Genomic DNA, 18,250 nt, shown 5'->3' on the forward strand with positions numbered 1-18,250 from the left:
TGCAAAATGAAAAATAAGTTTAACTATTCCGATGCTGACCTTGCTGTATTTGACCAGGTAATGGATGAATATGGGTGGATTATATATGAAGACGCCCTGGATGATGCCTTCATTGACGAAATAAGAGATTCATTGGTGCCAGCATATGATGTGAGGCGCAAAATTCAAATTGCTAATGGTATAGGCGACAATATGAATGGAACCCTGCACCACCTTGTTGAACGGGAAAGATTTTCATTGAAGTTTCTTGAACGAAAATATTGCGCAGACCAGATGACGCACTTTTTAAAGGGAAATTACATTATCAATTCATTAGGTGCGGTAATTAATTTAAAAGATGAAAAACCTTATGTGCAGAATATTCACAGGGACATAAGGAGCTTTACCGGAGATTTTAAGGTAATGATTCAGATGATGATCACCTTAGATGAATTCACCGCTGAAAATGGGTCGACCTATTTTTTGTCAGGCTCTCATAAAAAGGATGACAAACCAGAAAGTGATTTCTTTTATCAAAATGCAGATCGCGCTAATACAAAAAAAGGCAGTATTATCTTGTTCGACTCCAATTTATGGCATGCAGCCGGTAAAAACTATACCGACGCAACAAGGCGGACTTTAACCATGGCCTTTACTAAACCTTTTTTCAAACAACAGCTTGACTATCCAAGATTTTTAGGCTATGAATTTGGTGAAGGGCTAAGTGATGACTTAAGGCAAATTTTGGGTTACAAGTCCCGTGTGCCGGAAAACCTGGATGAATATTATCAGCCGGTTGAAAAAAGAATGTATCAACCCGGACAGGGTTGAGTTTGTTTGTGTTCAATACTTCATGTCAATTGTCAGTATTGTTCAATCTTTGATTTTAATATCAGCTAATAGTTAACAACAGTGCTACACTTGTGTTATAAGCTAAAAACAAAATCATGGATCTTAAACTTAATGACAAAACCGCACTTGTAACAGGGTCAACAGCTGGCATTGGTTATGCCATTGCGAAATCACTGGCTAATGAAGGTACTACTGTATATGTAAATGGCCGCAACCAAACCAAGGTTGACGAAGTTGTAAAAAAGCTGATTGCAGAAACCGGCAATAATAAGATTAAAGGCATTGCTGCTGATTTTTCAAATATTGTGCAAGTTGAAGCATTGACAGCACAATTGCCGGAAGTTGATATCCTGGTAAACAATGTTGGCATTTTTGAACCCAAGCCATTTGCCGAAATTACTGACGACGATTGGCTGAGATTTTTTGAAGTTAATGTACTAAGCGGGGTTCGTTTATCAAGGGCTTATTTTGATAAAATGCTCAGCAAAAACTGGGGCCGTATCATTTTTATCTCCAGCGAATCAGCCTATCAGATCCCCGAAGAAATGATCCATTACGGTACTACCAAAACAGCTCAAATTGCAGTTGCACGTGGCCTGGCCGAGCTTACTAAAAGCACTGGCGTTACTGTAAATACCGTTTTGCCGGGCCCAACATTATCTGAGGGCGTTGGTGATTTCATTGAGGCTTTGGCCAAAGATCAGGGTTTAAGCAATACTGAGGTAGAAAAAGAATTTTTTACCAATGTGCGTGGCACCTCATTAATAAAACGCTTTATTACTACCGATGAAATTGCCAGCATGGTTACCTATATTGCCAGTCCGCTATCGGCGGCAACTAATGGCGCAACTTTACGCGCTGATGGCGGTGTTATAAAAACCGCATTCTAAAATTTAAAAAGAAAAACGCATAAAAAATCCCGGTCTGGTGAAATACCCGGCCGGGATTTTTTATGCATTTTTAATTACTAATGCTTCGTAGTATCTTTTTTTGCAGTGTCTGTTTTTGCCGTGTCAGTAGCAGCCGGTGCAGGTGCACTCTGGCTTGTTGAATCCATTTTTGTACTATCGGAGCCATCACCTGCTTTTTTTTCCGAACTGCAGCTTGTTGCAATGGCGCCGATCATTGCCGCGACAAGTGCGAAACTTAAAAATTGCTTTTTCATAGTTATTTGCTTTTGATTAAATGATCAATTCATGTTGAACCATACTATTAACCAAGCTTTAACCGTATTGTTTACCAGCAATTCTGGATTTTATTATCTTTTATTTTTAAACATAGGCCTGTTTGATCCACATTTGCCGCTTATTGTTTGATTTTTTTCTGATCTTTAAGCGCTATGGTAGTATCCGAAGGATTATTAAAGTGGGTAATGCGCTTCTACCCTCCTCTCCTTTTCCAGCGTATCTGGGTAGTTAAATTCAGTAAAGGTTATCGCGGCGTTAAGGTAAGGATCAGGAAGAGTTTTCTTAATAAAAACTACAATAACTCAATTTTTGGCGGTACGCTTTTCTCGGCCGCAGATCCTTTTTACCCTATCCTGTTTTATCAAATATTTAGCCATAAAGGCTATAAACTTACGGTGTGGTCAAAATCGGCAACAGTAAAATATGCAAAGCCTGCAGCAACAAATTTATCTTTTAATATCGAACTAACAGACAGCGATATAGCCCAGGCAGAGCATGTTTTAAATACAACCGGGAAATTTATTCGCTCGTTCCCTATTGACATTTACAATAAAGATGGCGAAATATGCGTATCCCTCATGATTGAGGTATACGTTCGAAACTTAAACTTTATTGATACTACTATATAACTTATACTGATGACTGTAATTATGAATGACGAAGCTTTCGAAAAAAAAGGCTTTACGATCTCAACCGATAAAAACCTGCTTAATGTTGACGTTATTTATGATTACCTCAATAATGAGTCATACTGGGCAAAAGGCATTCCGAGGCAAAAATTAGCCCGGGCTATGGAAAACTCCATGTGTTTCGGTATCTATTTTAATAATGAACAAGCAGGTTTTGCACGCGTTGTTTCTGATAATGCCACCTTTGCGTACATCTGCGATGTGTTTGTTTTGCCCGCTCATCGGGGTAAAGGCCTTTCCAAGTGGCTGGTGCAAACAATTGTTAAGCATCCCGATTTAAAAGGCTTAAGGAGATGGTCGTTGGCTACAAAGGATGCGCACAACCTGTATAGCCAGTTCGGTTTTTCACCCATCTCACGACCTGAAACCTGGATGGAGATTTTTACACCATATATTAAGCCCCAATAAATTAATAAAAAGGCTATGAGTAGAACAAATGTTAAAAAGCTGATTTTTGAAGGAGAAGGTGTAAGCGTCGACTTTAAAAAAACGATAACCAGCTGCGAAAAAATAGCCCGGACAATGGTGTCATTTGCCAACAATAAAGGTGGCAAGCTACTTATCGGCGTAACTGATGATGGCACGATAAAAGGCGTGAAATCGGAAGACGAAGAAAAGTACATGATAACAAAAGCGGCACATTTATTTTCGCGTCCCGCTCTTGAACCTACGTTCGAAGAAATTTATTTTGATGATAAGCTTGTGTTGGTTGTTGATACACCGGCAAGTGAATTGAAGCCACATTACGCCCTTGCCGAAGATGGTAAATGGTGGGCGTATGTACGTGTAAAAGATAAAAGCGTACTGGCCAGTAAAATTGTACTGGAGGTTTTGAAACGCTCATCAAATGACCAGGGCGTTTTAATTGAATATTCTGAAAACGAAAGCACCTTGCTCGGTCATTTAGAAAAGGCAGGCCGCATAACCATAAAAGAATGCAGCGAGCTACTTAAAGTTGGGCGCCGCCGTGCTCAGAATGTACTTGTTGACCTGATATTATCGGGCCTGATCAAGATCAACACAACCGAAAAGGAAGAATATTATACAGCCTGCTGACTTTTGTGTGTGCCCAAATGGTTACTTTTGCGCTCCTGTTGCCTGAGTAATTATGAGAGCCGTTTACCAAAAATACAAGCCTTATTATCTTGAAAGCCTTAAGCTGGCTATCCCGGTAATTATATCAAACGTTGGGCATACGCTTGTTCAAATGTCTGATACTATTATCGTAGGGCACTTTGCAGGCACCGTTTCGTTAGCTGCAGTATCAACGGTAAACAGCCTTTTCATGGTTCCGTTAGTTATTGGCATGGGCATCTCCTATGGGCTAACACCGCTCGTTGCTCAAAATAACGGCCGTAAAAATTATAAAGAATGTGGGCTGCTATTGTCCAATAGCTTATTTCTGAATATCCTGAGTGGGATTATCCTGTTTTGTGGAATTTACTTTGGTACGATGTTGCTTATCGGGCATCTTGATCAATCGCCGGAGGTTGTGAAAGAAGCCAGGCCTTATTTATTCTTGCTTAGCTTGTCCTTGATTCCGCTGCTTATCTTCAATACGTTTAAACAGTTTGCCGAAGGCCTGGGCTTTACCAGGCAAGCCATGATGATATCCATATGGGGTAATTTGATCAATATCTTATTGGGGATAACTTTTGTTAAAGGCTTGTTCGGTATTCAACCAATGGGCATCAGGGGCGTTGGTTACAGTACACTCATTGATAGATGTGTAATGGCTACCGTAATGGGAATTTATGTTTTCCGTTCGAAGAATTTCAAAGCCTATTTAACTGATTTCGCTATCAAAAATATCGACAGATTGCGGGGGATTCAAATCATGAAAATCGGGGCGCCCGTGGCTATGCAATATACTTTTGAGATCAGTGCTTTTGGTGGTGCGGCTTTACTGGTTGGCACCATTGGCGTGGTGGCACAGGCAGCACACCAGGTAACTATCACTATGGCGTCGATGACCTACATGATGGCCAGTGGTATCGGCGCTGCCGCCGCTATCAAATCGGGGAATTATTTTGGTGTTAGCGACCATCGCAATTTAAGGCTGGCTGCTATCTCCAATTACCATATCGTATTACTGTTCATGTGTTTTACAGCAATAGTATTTGCCCTGGCAAGAAATCTTTTACCATGGATAATTACTTCTGATAAAGAGGTAATAGTTATTGCATCACAGTTACTTATCATTGCAGCTTTCTTTCAATTATTTGACGGGGCACAGGTTGTTGGTCTGGGTATACTAAGGGGTATGGGGGATGTAAATATCCCAACTGTTATTACCTTTCTGGCTTATTGGGTGATAGGTTTACCTGTTGGCTACCTGCTCGGTATCCAATTTAACCTTGGGGTATATGGGGTGTGGTATGGTCTTGTACTTGGCCTCGGAACTGCATCAATACTTTTGTTTGCGCGCTTCAGTCTGCTTAGTAAAAAGCACAAGATTAAACCGGTAATACCTATAATTGCAAAAGACTAAAAATAGAGGTCGACAGCAACCTTGAAGGTATTACAATGCGCATCAACAATATCCTTAATTTGGGGCGAGTAACCGCCTCCCATGCTTACCTGTACCGGGATATTACGCTTAATGCACTGCTCAAAAACAAACTGATCACGGGCCTTGCATGCTTCTTTACTTAAGGCAAGCTTACCCAGCTTATCCGTTGCCAAAATATCGACACCTGACAGGTAAAAGATAAAATCCGGCCGCTGTTGTTCAATCAATCCCGGTAATGTTGTTTCGAGGATATCAAGAAATTCGTCATCGCCAACGCCGTCCTGTAAAGCAATATCCAGGTCAGATCGCTCTTTTCTGTAAGGGAAATTATTAGCCCCATGCATGGAGAAAGTGAAAACCTCCGGTTTGTTTTCGAAGATCTCGGCAGTGCCATTGCCCTGGTGCACATCTAAATCAATTATTAAGATGGATTTAGCTAATTTATTATGCAATAGATAATTAGCTGAAATTGCCTGGTCATTTAATAAGCAAAATCCCTCTCCCCAGTCGCTGCCCGCATGATGGGTTCCGCCTGCAACGTTAAAAGCAATTCCATTTTTAAAAGCATAATGGCAGCCATCAATCGTACCCTTAGCTATCCTTATTTCACGCTCCACCAGCCTTGCTGATAAAGGAAAGCCTGTGCGTCGCTGTTCTTTTGGCGGCAAAGCTAAATCACGAAGTTGATGCCAATAACTTTCATCATGTGTTAGGATGATAATATCCTCGGTAAGTAACCCCGGCGAAAACAAGTTATCTTTACTAATTACACCTTCGTGCAATAACTGCGCCGGGATTAACTCATACTTCAGCATCGGAAAGCGGTGGCCTTCGGGTAGCGGATGAGCATATATTGGATCGTAAGCTATTTTGAGCATGCCTCTTATCCTATCAACTCCCCTACGTGCTTCTGGATGTTTTCGCAAATACTATCCAAAGGCAAGTCATTAGCGTCACGACCAAAGGGATCTTCAATTTCTTCGGCCAATAACTCAATACTTGCAAAAACAAAAAGTATAAAACCAATTATCGGAATGATAAAGTATTTAAGATCAAAGGCCCAGGTAAAGGGTAGCGTCATGATATAAGTAAAGATAAATTTCTTTATAAATACATTATATGAAAACGGAATGGGTGTTTTCTTAATGCGTTCGCAAGCACCACAAATATCTGTAAAAGAAGTTATTTCGGCAGTTATGCTAAACAATTGCTCCGGGTTAATAATGCCATCTTTGTTTAACCGGTAAATGTTTTTGATCATTTCGGATGCTACCTGGTTAGGTACATGTTTTTTGGCATCGATATCAATAAAGGGTTGATCTTCGGATACATATTCATCTCTTAAATGATCACGGAGTGCCCGTGCATAACGCGGGATGATGTAATTAAAAAAAGCAAGGTCCTCCTCGCTAATCAGGTGTTTTAGCTTAATGGCAAGATTGCGGCTGTTATTAACCAGACTCCCCCAGATCTTGCGTCCTTCCCACCAGCGGTCATATGCCGAATTGATCCGGAACGCCAACAGTAATGAAAATACAAAACCAATTGTTTGATGAATAAAGATTACCTTTTTGAGTATGCTTGTATCGGGCAGATGCCAAAAATCGATCAGCAGATAAGTAACGACACCGGCATAAGCGCTCACTGCAATCATAAGCGGAAACAGCTCACGCAGCGTTTCGGCTTTGTTTATTTTAAAGATGAATGAAAACCACTCTTTAGGATTGTAATAAACCATATTTTAAATTTAAACAGCTTTTAATGCATCAGCCATCAGTTTGGCTGTTTTGTAAACATCCTCAAATGTATTGTAAAGTGGCACCGGACTCAGGCGGATTACATCAGGCTCGCGCCAATCGCTTATCACACCGTTTTGTGCAAGATAGTTGAAAATAGCTTTGGCATTTCGTTTACAAACTATCGAAAGCTGGCAGCCGCGGGCAGCCGGATCTGCTGGAGTAATAATCCTGTAAACCTCTTCGCCCTGCTCCTTATTGATCTCTCGAATTAAGAACTCCAAATAGCCCGTTAAACGAACGCTTTTTTGACGGATGGTATTTAATCCTTTCACGTCATCGAAAATTGCCATAGAGGCTTTAAATAAAGCGAGAAGCGGAATTGGGCTTGTACTTACCTGCCAACCGGCCGCACCAACCTCCGGATCAAAGCCCGGAGCCATCAGAAACTGCTTATCTCGGCGATATCCCCACCAGCCTGCAAACCTGTTAAGTTCTTTCCCGGTAAAGTGCCGCTCATGTACAAAAATGCCGCTTATCCCGCCAGGTCCGGAGTTCATATATTTGTACGAACACCAGCAGGCGAAGTCTGCACCCCAGTTGTGCAGCTGTACGGGTACATTGCCCGCAGCATGAGCCAGATCAAAACCGGCATAAGCCCCTGCAGCATGGGCCGCATCGGTTATTGCTTTCAGATCAAAGAATTGTCCGGTATAATAATTGATGCCTCCAAATAACACCAAAGCGAGCTCATTTTTATGTTGATCGATAGTTTGGATGATGTCTTCAGTTCGTAATGTAACCTCACCCTCCCGTGGGAAAATTTCAATTATTGCATCTTCAGGATCAAGATCATGGAACTTCACCTGGCTTTCCATCGCATATTGATCCGAAGGGAAAGCCCCTCCTTCTATGATGATTTTAAAACGTTTATTGTCTGGCTTATAAAAACTTACCATCAGTAAGTGAAGATTTACTGTAAGTGAGTTCATTACAGCAACCTCATTTTCCTGCGCACCAACAATGCGGGCAATTGAACCGGTAATTGATTTATGATAGTCAAGCCAGGGATCATCTCCCTGAAACCAACCTTCAACGGCAAGGTTTTTCCAGGTATTTAATTGATCGGCAAGATATTGCTGTGCCGATACAGGCTGCAATCCAAGCGAATTGCCACAAAGATAAACTGTATCTTCCCCGTTATGCTGAGGAATTAAGAAGCGGCTTCTGAAATCTTTAAGCGGGTCCTGCTCATCCTGCTGTCGGGCAAATACCAGATCGTTTTGATAGTTCATTCGCCAATATTACAAAATAGGAAGCTTATTTGTTGGGCTTGCTTACGTAAATATTGCCCTTTACATAGAAACGATAAGGTAACAAGGCATCTTCAGCAGCGTAGGCTACCCCTATCCTCGGACCGGCTTTTATCTGCTCATCAGGAAAAGTTAAACCACGATCTTCAAGCCAGATAGTATCACTTTGCAGACTAAAAGCATTGATATTACGTGAAATGCCTAAAGCCTTAGCTACGGAACCTGGCCCTGCTGTAATATTAGGCTTAAGAACCTGCATATTGCGCCGTACCTGCATGGCTTCAATCCCGTCAGTGGGTTGAATAGCACGGATAAGGATAGCCTGCGGGTGCCCTTCAACAGAAGTAACAATATTGAACATTTCATGAATACCATAACACAGGTAAACATAAGCGATGCCGCCCTGCATGAACATGGTTTTAGTCCGGGGTGTGTTGCGATTACCAAACGCATGTGATGCCTTATCTACAATACCATTATAAGCCTCTGTTTCAACAATATATCCACCGGTAATTATACCATCAATACAGGTAAATAAATACTTACCTAACAGATCTTTACTGATGCTCACCACATCATTGCCCAAATAGTAACTTTCAGGTAGCTTCATTTTTTCAGGATCCCCTTCAATAATTTATTGATCTCTTTTGCCTTATCAAAGATCATGATATGCGTGCCGCCCTTAATAATGGTAGCACCTTTTATTCTTTTATAATCAAACACCAGATCCTTATCGCCGGTAATGTGATAGAGATTGGGTGGAATAATTTCGTTTTTCCAATGCAAAATGGCATACATAGCCCATTTCATAAATACCGGTGATGACTTTTTGAGCATATCGCTAAATAACCATGCATCCTCCTGGCTCATGTGACCAAACAAAGGTTTAATCATAAAGCCCATCGAATTAAATACTTTACCCGGAATCATTTTGTAAATGGGTAGTGCGCGGAAGAGCTTAAAATACCCTGGCGCTTCATCGCTGGTCTTAATACTGGAGATCAGGACAACCTTTTCTACCGGTATGAACTTTGCCATTTCAACGGCGATGATCCCACCTAAAGAATTACCAATAAGTACAGATTTAGGCTTGATATCATTCTGATAAATAAGCCTTTGCGCATAACCAGGTAAAGTATCGTTTAAGTCGGGTTCAACCCAATCTACGGTAATTATTTCATGCTCGTCATTGAGATTGATATTATTGTAGACACGGGTGTCGGCGCCGAGACCAGCGATCAGATAGATCCTGCTCATTAAAAATTAACAAGCTTTACTATTTGCTCAAGATACTGCGCGTCTGTTTCGTTAAACTGATCAAGCAATTCGCTGTCCACATCAAGTACCGCCACAACCTTGTCATCCTTAAATACCGGCACTACAATTTCCGAGCGGGAAAGTGAACTACAGGCAATATGCCCCGGAAATGCATCAACATCGGGTACAACCAATGTTTTAGCCTGCTGCCATGCTGCGCCGCAAACACCTTTCCCCAGGCCAATGCGGGTACATGCTACGGGGCCTTGAAACGGCCCTAATACCAACTCGTTTTCTTTAACCAGGTAAAAGCCTACCCAAAACCATCTAAACTGCTCTTTTAAAGCTGCTGCAACATTGGCCATATTGGCAACGAGGTCAGGTTCGCCGTAAAGTAATGCTTCTATCTGAGGGACAAGTGTTGCGTATTGCTCCGCTTTATCGGTTGATGTATTTATTGTTAGATCTTCTGCCATGATGTAAAAGTAACTATGCTGCGTTGAAAGTAAATAAGGCAAATATCATATTTAATCTTTTATTTAGCATCTGCATGATCGTTAGCCTCACTATAATCCGCTACCGCAAACTATTTATTCCTTTTGCCCTGTTGGCAATGGCTATTCATCGTCTACCTCTGCTGATGCAAAAAGGATGTAGTTTTTACAAGCTTCTTGGCTCAGGTAAAAACGGAACTTTCGACCTTGAACCGGATTGGCAGCAATGGGGCTTATTAGCTTGCTGGGATAGCCGGGAAGATTTTGACGCGTTTTATAACCGGTCGTTCGTATCTTCCTGGTGGCAGCTTTTGGGTACAGAGAGCTGGACAGTAATTTGCCAACCCCTGCAAAGTCACGGAAGCTGGGATGGCAAAGAACCTTTTGGCAAGCCAGACGTAAGCGATATTAGCGGCCCGGTTGCGGTGCTTACCCGTGCTACTATCCGGTTTAACAGACTTAAGAATTTTTGGGCCAATGTTGATACTGTAGCAGATATAATGGCATCCGCTCCAGGCTATGTAAATTCATTTGGCGTTGGCGAAGCGCCAATGTACCGCCAGGCTACATTTTCTGTTTGGGAAAGCCTGGAACACGTAAAAGCTTTTGCATATAAAAGTCCCGAACATGCCGAAGTGATAAAAAGGACAAGAAGCGAAGGCTGGTACAGTGAAGAGCTCTTCGCCCGGTTTAAACTGGTTGCCAGCTTTGGTACCATCAATGGAAAAGATCCGTTAAACGGATTATTGGATAAATAAAAAAGACATGAGAATTATTGCAGAACTCCCCCATCCCGATTTTAAAATTTCTATCCTTAATATGAACAATAAATTTATTGTAAAGATAGAACAGGGCTCCCTTGAGCAAAGTTACAAGATCCCCGAGATGGATTTAACTGATGGTGTTAACAGTGTTTTTGAATTACTTGATGAAGAGTTTTTAAAAAAGATAGCTGCCCGGTTTATCGACATGCGTAACGATTATAAAGACGCTTATTTTAGATATAACTATTAGGATAATAATTGCAAGTATCTAATAATTAGTTATTTATAAAAAATCAAAGCCTAATACAGAATTTAATTTGGCAAATCGATTGCCTTTCGGACAGCAATTATCTTATCCTTTGGCTCTATCTAAATAGAAAGTTAACTTATTTTAAGTTAAATCACTGATATTTAAAACACTATAATACTAAACAAAATTTTATTCTGCGTTGAATATGGCAGAATAAATGCCAAGTTAAGCCAATAAAAGATCGCAATACCAAAATCCGGAAGGTTTTGAGTCCGCGGCCGAAACACAGGAATCATCGGCATTTTTCGGCGCTGCGTATTCCTTGAAAATCTTTACACCTGTTTTATAGTCGATTGGATTTTTAAATATAGGCCCTTTAAAAGTGAAGGTGTGGAACTCCCCGTTCTCCCCACATACGTCAACATCATCAGGTAAAGTATCAATCAGTTCGCGGGTAATTTCTTTACCAACTATCCTTTCCAAACGCTGTTGGGTACAAGCTATCACGGTTCCGAAACCAAGGTTCAGAAATTCATTTATCAATTCGGATGTATCTCTTTTCCATAAAGGATAAATGCCTTTGAGACCAACCTCGCTTAACCTCGCATCACGGTAATCTTTCAGGTCCTGCAAAAATATATCACCAAAAACAGAATGGGTTATACCTTCATTTTTGAAATAGGTTAAATGGTGGCGCATGACATCGTCATACTCTTTCATCCCGGGCATTTCGGGCAGGCGGATCTGGTATAATGGAATGCCGATAGCTTCGACCTGTTTGACCAATAACTCTGTTCTTACGCCATGCATTGAAATTCTGTCGGCCGCATCATTGATCGTAGTTACAAGGTAGGCGATTTCCAGGCCAGGATTTTGCAAGCAATGATATAAAGCAAGGGCACTGTCTTTGCCGCCGCTCCAGTTGAAGATACATTTCATATTTAATTGGTGATTTAGTGAGTTGGCGAATTAGTGATTTAATCTTTCAATAATTCATTTACTAATGCCGGCACACCTATGGTAGCTTTTTCCTGGATCTTAATTACAGGCCCTTTAACATTTACTGAAGGAATATTAGGATCGATAATGTATTTCGGCACCTCACGATCTACATAGCCGATAAGCCCCGCCGCAGGGTAAACGGCAAGGGAAGAACCTATAAGCATAAATACATCGGCCCCAACACATATCGCAGCTGCATGTTCAATCATCGGCACAGGTTCGCCAAACCAAACTACATGTGCACGCAATTGTGAGCCTAATTCGCAAAGTTCCCCCATTTTAATTTCCCAGCCGTCAATTGGATAAGTAAGCTCGGGTTTTATACTCGATTGCGAACGGGTAATAATACCATGCAGGTGCACTACATTAGTTGAACCCGCGCGTTCATGCAAGTCATCTATGTTTTGGGTGATGATAGTTACTTTATATTTCTCTTCGAGCGCTGCAAGTGCATAATGAGCTGCATTAGGTTTAGCTTCCAGTACTGTTTTACGGCGCTCGTTATAAAATTGCTGTACCAAAACCGGGTTATGTTCCCAGGCTTCGGGCGTAGCTACGTCTTCAATATTATAACCTTCCCACAGACCATCACTGTCCCTGAAGGTTTTTAAGCCACTTTCGGCGCTAATACCGGCACCGGTTAATACTACTAAATTTTTCATTTGATATAAATAGATGATAATTGGTTAGGCCATAAAAAAAGCGGACTGCCTTTCAACAATCCGCTTTAAATTTAAATGCATTTATATTATAAAGCCAATTGCTTTTTGTCCCGAAGAAAAGTGTACTTATTCTTAGCCAATTCAAAACCACCAAAAAGTATTGCACTAAATACCAATGTACCCAATGCCATATTTTTCTCAAACGGAATAGCTTTAATCAATGATTCGCCATAGCCTGCTAAGGTATGCGGATAAAGCGTGCCGTATAACCATGGTAGGTCGGTAATTAACCAGTGAATTAAAACTGTTGCAATTGAGCCTAAAAGCACGTTAACAACGTTTACCCTTTCAAGCAGATTGCCAACAAGCACCATTAATGCAAAGCATAAGTAAACCCATGCAGCTCCGCCGTACCACAAAGTCAGCTTTGACGTGTACAGGTAATTAATCACAATATCTGTTGTAAATAATGTAAGCAATACCGTTGCATAACCTTTCCACTTTGATGCGAAATAAGTACCACCAAATAATGCAATAGCACCCACCGGATTGAAATTACTCAATTCTTTATACTTAAATGCTAAAAGCCTGAATGCGGCAGCAACCACGATCATCAGGATCAGGAACAGGTTGCGGTTGGTGTTATCTTTTGCGGTCATGATTTTATATATGGCGTAAAATTACTTAATAATCCGAACAATAAGCAAACGCTATTTAAATTGATACCTGGCACCAAGCATGAAGTTGATACCACGTGTGTTATATCCTAACCAGTCTACGTATTTAGTATCCAAAACGTTGTTCAGGTCGCCGAAAACATTTAAGTTTTTGGTTGCCTTATATCCCAGGTGCAAATCTACCAGGTTATAGTGCTTCAATGTAATCACTTCTGATCCTGTGTTTGTAAAAGTCAAATCAGTACGGTTACCTGTATATTTGTAGTTAACACCTACCTCAAAATCACTTAAAACATCGTAGCTGATATTAGCGCCGAAAGTACTTTTAGGCCTGCGGTAAAGATTGCTGGTTTGTACACCGGTTTCATCGGTAAGCTTACCTGTTACATAAGCGTAATAGGCAGATGCGTGTATTTTGGTGTCGCGATATTTTAACTCAGTTTCAAAGCCTTTATCTTTTTGCTCTTGTCCGTTTTTATAGAAGGAGCTATACGGCGGGGCCGATTCAGAGAAAAAGTAGATCACATCTTTTGTATTACGCTTAAAAAACTGGGTATTAAATGACAGCGTGTTTTTAACAATCTCCCAATCAAAACCTGCTTCGTATGATGTGGTGATCTCAGGATTTAATTTAGGATTGCCATACTGAGAAAACAACTGATATAGCGAAGGCGACCTGAATGCTGAAGCTATTGTGCCGAAAACTTTAAACTGATCGGCAAGGAACAACGATGGATTGATGGTATAGGTAAACTTGTCGCCATATTTGCTGTGGTTGTTGTACCTGCCGCCTAACTCCATGTGGAAGATATCGTATTTGAAAAACAACGAAGTATAAGCGCTGAAGATGTTATTAGCAGCGTCGCCTGCTTTTATAATGCTTGGCACACCCGGATAGGATGTTGATTCATACAGGCTGTACTGGCTTGTGTTGCTGTATTTAAAGGCCGCGCCGCTGGTAATATCAAAATACTTATTCAATTCATAATTAAACACAGCTTCAGCATTAGTTATACGACCTGTATTTTTTGTAACCTGGTGGGTTCCGTAATTGTCAGACGGCAGGTTATTGAAATCATTTTGAACCGTATTTTGCGACAGGTTCACGTTTAGGTCACCTTTAGGCAAAATCAACTTTGCACCTACTCCGCCAAATAAAAAGGTGTTTTTATAGGTATAATCATTATCATTAGTGAAAGCACCATAAGGTAAATCGCCTGTGTTGTGACTTACCTGCAGGTTTCCGTTCAGGATAAACTTAGATGAAACATTTTGGCTCAAGTTTACACTGGCAGAGCGCTGATGAAAACCATCTTTCTTAAAACCGCCTTTGCCTGTAGTATCTGTAGCAGCGGCAAATCCCTTTGAATCGGTATTTGAAAGATTGATGGCAATATCGGTATTTTTTACACGCCCAATTAATGACGCCGATTCTTTAAATGTATTGTAGCTGCCGCCGGTTAACTGCAAGCCACCGGTTAATCCTTGCTCTTTTGCTTTTTTGGTGATGATATTGATAACGCCAGCTACAGCGTCAGAACCATACAGTGTTGAACCGCTTCCTTTTAAAATCTCGATATGATCTATCATATCCAGCGAAAAGGCATTAAGATCGTAACTGCCGTCAATGCCTGATGCATTGTTTACCGGGAAGCCATCGACAAGGATAAGGGTATTGCCCGATGACGCTCCGCGCAGGAAAACAGAAGTACTGATGCCCGGTGCGTTGTTTGCTCCTGAAAATGTTATGCCTGCAACATTATTTAATAATTGAGGCAATGATTTGCCTTGTGATTTATTGATCTCATCGGCAGAGATTATAGTAACAACGCGACCGATGTCTGACAGTTTTTTAGGCGAACGACTTGCCGTTACTACCACCGTATTTAAAGTGCGTGTGGTGTCCTGTGCATATGCAGCATTGGCTGATAAACCAACAGCTAACAAGCCGAAACCCAAAGTAATTTTAGCGTACTTTTTTTCCATGTATGATTGATAATGTATAAAATAATAATGCAGCCTGAATAGCATACACGGAAATGAGTAAAATGAAAACACGCCAATTGAAGAGCATTCACATTCAAGCTTCAATCCCCGAAAGCTATGAATAACATATAATGCCTTGGCAGGTCTTCTGACTTACTCCCCATTTGCCTGGCCTTCCCTCCTTTTTTCAGAAAGTGACCTATAGATTTGGCAACGGTTACGGAGCTTACAGCTGCGGGACAGTTACGGACTTACACCGTATTCCCTTTTAATTCATTAAAACAACTTTAATGAAACCTAAAGCGCTGCAAAAGTACAATAAGTATCTGTTAACCTCAAATCACATGACTATATTTATCGTGATGAAATATTTCTGTACTTTCTTGCTGATCATGAGCGCACTCGGCAGTTTTGCCCAGCAACCAGATACCATTTTTCTGAAGGGGTTACTACATGAACATCCTGAATTATTTTCTGGCGTGCTTAATCATCCCACGCAAAACGAGGTGCAAATACTATATACCCGGATAGACAGGGATAATAACAACACACCTCACTTTACCTCATATAGCTACCACCTTAATGCGCATCATTATTTTTACCCGGCAAGCACAGTAAAACTCCCTACAGCCATATATGCACTTGAAAAGCTAAATGAACTAAAAATAAAAGGCTTAAACCGGAAGGCAACCATGATTACCGACAGCGCATTTGCAGGCCAAACCAAAGTACAGGTGGATACATCATCAGCCACGGGTCTCCCATCCATCGAAAACTACATTAAAAAGATTTTACTGGTAAGCGATAACGATGCATATAATCGCCTGTACGAATTTGTTGGTCGTGAAGAGATCAATCAAAAGCTAAAAAAATATCACCTTGATAATACGCGTATTGTAGGCCGGCTGGCTATCGGAGATGCAGGTGAAAGTACCCGGCACACCAACCCTGTCAATTTTTATAACGGCGATAAATTGGTTTATTACAAGCCGGCATTATATGATGCTTTAAACTACCCTATGCACCTGGAAAATATGCTACAGGGCAAAGCGTATTTAGATAGCAGCGACCGGCTGGTCAACAAACCCCTTGATTTTTCTGAAAAGAACGTCTATTCACTTGCCGATCAGCAGATGGTGCTTAAGCGATTGCTATTCCCCGAAACATTTCCGGAAAAACAACGCTTTAATTTAACGGCGGACGATTATCGGTTCATTTACCGTTACATGAGTACCTTTCCTACAGAGAATACAAAGCCTACCTATAACCGACCTGAATATTTCCCGGCCTATTGCAAATTCTTATTTTATGGAGGTGATAGTACCGCTGTCATTAACGCTGATATCAGGATCTTTAATAAAGTTGGCGACAGTTATGGTTACGATATTGATAATGCCTATATCGTTGATTTTAAAAACAAGGTGGAATTTATACTCAGTGCCGTTGTGCAATCAAACGAAGATGGGATACTGAATGATAATAAATATGAATATACTACCGTGTGCCTGCCTTTCCTGAAAAACCTTGGTCAGGTGATATATCAATACGAATTAAATCGCCCTAAAAAACACCTGCCCGATTTAACTAAGTTTAAATTCACCTATAGTAAAAAGCAATAAAATTCACTTCAGAAAAACTTAGTAGCACAATAGGTGTTTTAAAAACGACAACTATTTAAAAACCTATGGCAACTACAATAGTAAAATATACCGACAACTTCCCTGTACTTTATGGTGATGACCGCATAAACCTGAACTGGCCCGAGCGCTTTACCTCTATTGCAGGCGGCATGAAACTCGGATTCTCAGGCTTTAAAAACATTTTTAAAAATCCGTTTGCAAGTATCGTAAAGATAGGAGCTGGCGGTTACCTGTTAAACCGGGGTATTACCGGGCATTGTGAACTTTACAAACGCATTGGCAAACTATCTACCAATCCCATAAATGTAAACATTCGCTCGTCATTTATCGTGAACAAACCGCGGCAAAAAGTTTATCAGTTTTGGCGCAAGCTGGATAACCTGCCGCTGTTTATGAAACACCTGGAAAGCGTAGAGGTTATCGACGCAAAATACTCGCATTGGGTTTTAAAGCTGCCTAAAAATGTCGCTACAGTTAGCTGGCATGCCGAAATTGTTAATGATGAACCCAATGAAGCTATTGGATGGAGTTCGCTACCCGATTCTATGATTAACAACGCGGGCAAAATACGCTTTCAGGATACGGTTGACGGGCAGGGAACTATTATTGATATAGTCATCAGTTATCAGCCGCCTGCAGGTGGCGTGGGTGCAGGAATCGCCAGGATATTGAACCCGGTATTCAAAAATATGGTTGATAAAGATATCCAGAATTTCAAGCAGTATATGGATATTAATAATGACCCGGACGAGTTTGTAGAAGTGATTGTGATTGAATGATCATGTGCCTTTCATTTGGCAGGCAATGCTTTTGTGAGGAACAAGAGCCAGGGAGATAAAACAAAAAAGGCCGCAATTTGCGGCCTTTTTCATGCATTTATAATGCGATATTATTTTACTGCATCAACAACTGCTTTGAAAGCATCTGGGTTGTTCATAGCTAAGTCGGCTAATACTTTACGGTTTAAACCGATTTCTTTAGCGGCTAATTTACCCATTAACTGAGAGTAAGAAATTCCGTGCTGACGGGCACCAGCGTTGATACGTTGGATCCATAAAGCCCTGAATTCTCTCTTTTTGGTTTTACGGTCGCGGTAAGCGTACTGTAAACCTTTTTCAACTGTGTTTTTTGCAATGGTGTATACCTTGCTACGTGAACCCCAATAACCTTTGGCGAGGTTCATGATCCTTTTCCTGCGTCTTCTCGACGCTACTGCGTTAACTGAACGTGGCATCTTGTGTGTTTTTTGG

Annotated in this window: 22 protein-coding genes and 1 riboswitch; of the genes, 10 read left to right on the forward strand and 12 right to left on the reverse strand. The window is 41.0% G+C overall.

Annotation, left to right across the window (positions count from 1 at the left end):
• Nucleotides 1-6: 6 nt before the first annotated feature.
• Together ACEN9X_RS27215 and ACEN9X_RS27220 are read left to right on the forward strand one after the other, a co-directional pair.
• Entirely contained in the window at nt 7-810 is an 804-nt protein-coding gene (locus ACEN9X_RS27215) for a phytanoyl-CoA dioxygenase family protein (RefSeq protein WP_413668124.1), read from the forward strand.
• Between the two features lie 116 nt (nt 811-926).
• Complete coding sequence (locus ACEN9X_RS27220; RefSeq protein WP_413668125.1) at nt 927-1,721, forward strand: SDR family NAD(P)-dependent oxidoreductase; 795 nt, start codon at nt 927-929, stop codon at nt 1,719-1,721.
• Between the two features lie 77 nt (nt 1,722-1,798).
• Here the strand turns inward: ACEN9X_RS27220 and ACEN9X_RS27225 are convergent, their stop codons facing one another.
• Nucleotides 1,799-1,996 carry a hypothetical protein gene (locus ACEN9X_RS27225; protein WP_413668126.1) on the reverse strand — a complete coding sequence of 66 codons (198 nt, stop codon included), beginning with the start codon at nt 1,994-1,996 and terminating at the stop codon, nt 1,799-1,801.
• A gap of 174 nt (nt 1,997-2,170) precedes the next feature.
• On the opposite strand from ACEN9X_RS27225, the gene ACEN9X_RS27230 reads away from it, so the two are divergent.
• From ACEN9X_RS27230 to ACEN9X_RS27245, 4 genes are read left to right on the forward strand one after another with little or no spacing between them, the layout of a single operon-like run.
• Complete coding sequence (locus ACEN9X_RS27230) at nt 2,171-2,647, forward strand: DUF4442 domain-containing protein (protein ID WP_413668127.1); 477 nt, start codon at nt 2,171-2,173, stop codon at nt 2,645-2,647.
• A 9-nt stretch (nt 2,648-2,656) separates the two neighbouring features.
• Nucleotides 2,657-3,115: a GNAT family N-acetyltransferase gene (locus ACEN9X_RS27235; RefSeq protein ID WP_413668128.1), complete on the forward strand. Its 459-nt coding sequence runs from the start codon at nt 2,657-2,659 to the stop codon at nt 3,113-3,115.
• A 15-nt stretch (nt 3,116-3,130) separates the two neighbouring features.
• Nucleotides 3,131-3,763, forward strand: coding sequence for a helix-turn-helix domain-containing protein (locus tag ACEN9X_RS27240; protein WP_413668129.1), 633 nt, complete (start codon nt 3,131-3,133; stop codon nt 3,761-3,763).
• A gap of 52 nt (nt 3,764-3,815) precedes the next feature.
• The gene (locus ACEN9X_RS27245; RefSeq protein WP_413668130.1) at nt 3,816-5,198 is read left to right on the forward strand and encodes an MATE family efflux transporter; all 1,383 of its coding nucleotides are present in this window, start codon (nt 3,816-3,818) and stop codon (nt 5,196-5,198) included.
• Here ACEN9X_RS27245 and ACEN9X_RS27250 read toward each other — a convergent pair.
• Genes ACEN9X_RS27250 through ACEN9X_RS27275 form a run of 6 tightly spaced genes read right to left on the reverse strand, consistent with a single transcriptional unit; the run spans nt 5,195 to nt 10,001 of the window.
• Nucleotides 5,195-6,097 carry a histone deacetylase gene (locus tag ACEN9X_RS27250; RefSeq protein ID WP_413668131.1) on the reverse strand — a complete coding sequence of 301 codons (903 nt, stop codon included), beginning with the start codon at nt 6,095-6,097 and terminating at the stop codon, nt 5,195-5,197. The genes ACEN9X_RS27245 and ACEN9X_RS27250 overlap by 4 nt on opposite strands.
• A 5-nt stretch (nt 6,098-6,102) precedes the next feature.
• Entirely contained in the window at nt 6,103-6,957 is an 855-nt protein-coding gene (locus ACEN9X_RS27255) for a bestrophin family protein (protein WP_413668132.1), read from the reverse strand.
• A gap of 9 nt (nt 6,958-6,966) precedes the next feature.
• Complete coding sequence (gene kynU / locus ACEN9X_RS27260; protein ID WP_413668133.1) at nt 6,967-8,250, reverse strand: kynureninase; 1,284 nt, start codon at nt 8,248-8,250, stop codon at nt 6,967-6,969.
• A gap of 25 nt (nt 8,251-8,275) precedes the next feature.
• Nucleotides 8,276-8,878, reverse strand: coding sequence for a DNA-3-methyladenine glycosylase (locus ACEN9X_RS27265; RefSeq protein WP_413668134.1), 603 nt, complete (start codon nt 8,876-8,878; stop codon nt 8,276-8,278).
• Nucleotides 8,875-9,525 (reverse strand): alpha/beta fold hydrolase, encoded by a 651-nt coding sequence (locus ACEN9X_RS27270; protein WP_413668135.1) that lies wholly within the window; start codon nt 9,523-9,525, stop codon nt 8,875-8,877. The genes ACEN9X_RS27265 and ACEN9X_RS27270 overlap by 4 nt, the downstream gene beginning before the upstream one ends.
• Nucleotides 9,525-10,001: a GAF domain-containing protein gene (locus ACEN9X_RS27275; RefSeq protein ID WP_413668136.1), complete on the reverse strand. Its 477-nt coding sequence runs from the start codon at nt 9,999-10,001 to the stop codon at nt 9,525-9,527. The genes ACEN9X_RS27270 and ACEN9X_RS27275 overlap by 1 nt, the downstream gene beginning before the upstream one ends.
• A 74-nt stretch (nt 10,002-10,075) precedes the next feature.
• Here ACEN9X_RS27275 and ACEN9X_RS27280 point away from each other — a divergent pair, with 74 nt between their 5' ends.
• Together ACEN9X_RS27280 and ACEN9X_RS27285 are read left to right on the forward strand one after the other, a co-directional pair.
• Complete coding sequence (locus ACEN9X_RS27280) at nt 10,076-10,777, forward strand: DUF3291 domain-containing protein (protein WP_413668137.1); 702 nt, start codon at nt 10,076-10,078, stop codon at nt 10,775-10,777.
• Nucleotides 10,778-10,784: 7 nt separating this feature from the next.
• Entirely contained in the window at nt 10,785-11,033 is a 249-nt protein-coding gene (locus ACEN9X_RS27285; RefSeq protein WP_413668138.1) for a hypothetical protein, read from the forward strand.
• Nucleotides 11,034-11,258: 225 nt separating this feature from the next.
• Here ACEN9X_RS27285 and ACEN9X_RS27290 read toward each other — a convergent pair whose 3' ends face one another.
• The 4 genes from ACEN9X_RS27290 to ACEN9X_RS27305 form a co-directional block, all read right to left on the reverse strand.
• A complete protein-coding gene (locus ACEN9X_RS27290) occupies nt 11,259-11,972 on the reverse strand; it encodes a diphthine--ammonia ligase (RefSeq protein WP_413668139.1) in 714 nt (237 codons plus the stop codon).
• A gap of 38 nt (nt 11,973-12,010) precedes the next feature.
• Entirely contained in the window at nt 12,011-12,697 is a 687-nt protein-coding gene (locus ACEN9X_RS27295) for an SIR2 family NAD-dependent protein deacylase (protein ID WP_413668140.1), read from the reverse strand.
• 86 nt (nt 12,698-12,783) lie between these two features.
• Complete coding sequence (locus ACEN9X_RS27300; RefSeq protein WP_413668141.1) at nt 12,784-13,356, reverse strand: DUF6580 family putative transport protein; 573 nt, start codon at nt 13,354-13,356, stop codon at nt 12,784-12,786.
• A 51-nt stretch (nt 13,357-13,407) separates the two neighbouring features.
• Nucleotides 13,408-15,360, reverse strand: a complete 1,953-nt coding sequence (locus tag ACEN9X_RS27305) for a TonB-dependent receptor plug domain-containing protein (protein ID WP_413668142.1) — start codon at nt 15,358-15,360, stop codon at nt 13,408-13,410.
• A gap of 120 nt (nt 15,361-15,480) precedes the next feature.
• A riboswitch (cobalamin riboswitch) is annotated at nt 15,481-15,676 on the reverse strand.
• Here ACEN9X_RS27305 and ACEN9X_RS27310 point away from each other — a divergent pair.
• Together ACEN9X_RS27310 and ACEN9X_RS27315 are read left to right on the forward strand one after the other, a co-directional pair.
• Nucleotides 15,651-16,979 (forward strand): serine hydrolase, encoded by a 1,329-nt coding sequence (locus ACEN9X_RS27310; RefSeq protein WP_413668143.1) that lies wholly within the window; start codon nt 15,651-15,653, stop codon nt 16,977-16,979. It overlaps the preceding riboswitch by 26 nt.
• A 65-nt stretch (nt 16,980-17,044) precedes the next feature.
• Nucleotides 17,045-17,779 (forward strand): SRPBCC family protein, encoded by a 735-nt coding sequence (locus ACEN9X_RS27315; protein WP_413668144.1) that lies wholly within the window; start codon nt 17,045-17,047, stop codon nt 17,777-17,779.
• A 110-nt stretch (nt 17,780-17,889) separates the two neighbouring features.
• Here ACEN9X_RS27315 and rplT read toward each other — a convergent pair whose 3' ends face one another.
• On the reverse strand, nt 17,890-18,234 hold the full coding sequence (gene rplT, locus ACEN9X_RS27320; RefSeq protein WP_022829871.1) for a 50S ribosomal protein L20: 345 nt from the start codon (nt 18,232-18,234) through the stop codon (nt 17,890-17,892).
• Between the last annotated feature and the right edge of the window lie 16 nt (nt 18,235-18,250).

It is taken from the genome of Mucilaginibacter sp. Mucisp86 (assembly GCF_047324315.1).
In the GTDB taxonomy this organism is placed as follows: domain Bacteria; phylum Bacteroidota; class Bacteroidia; order Sphingobacteriales; family Sphingobacteriaceae; genus Mucilaginibacter.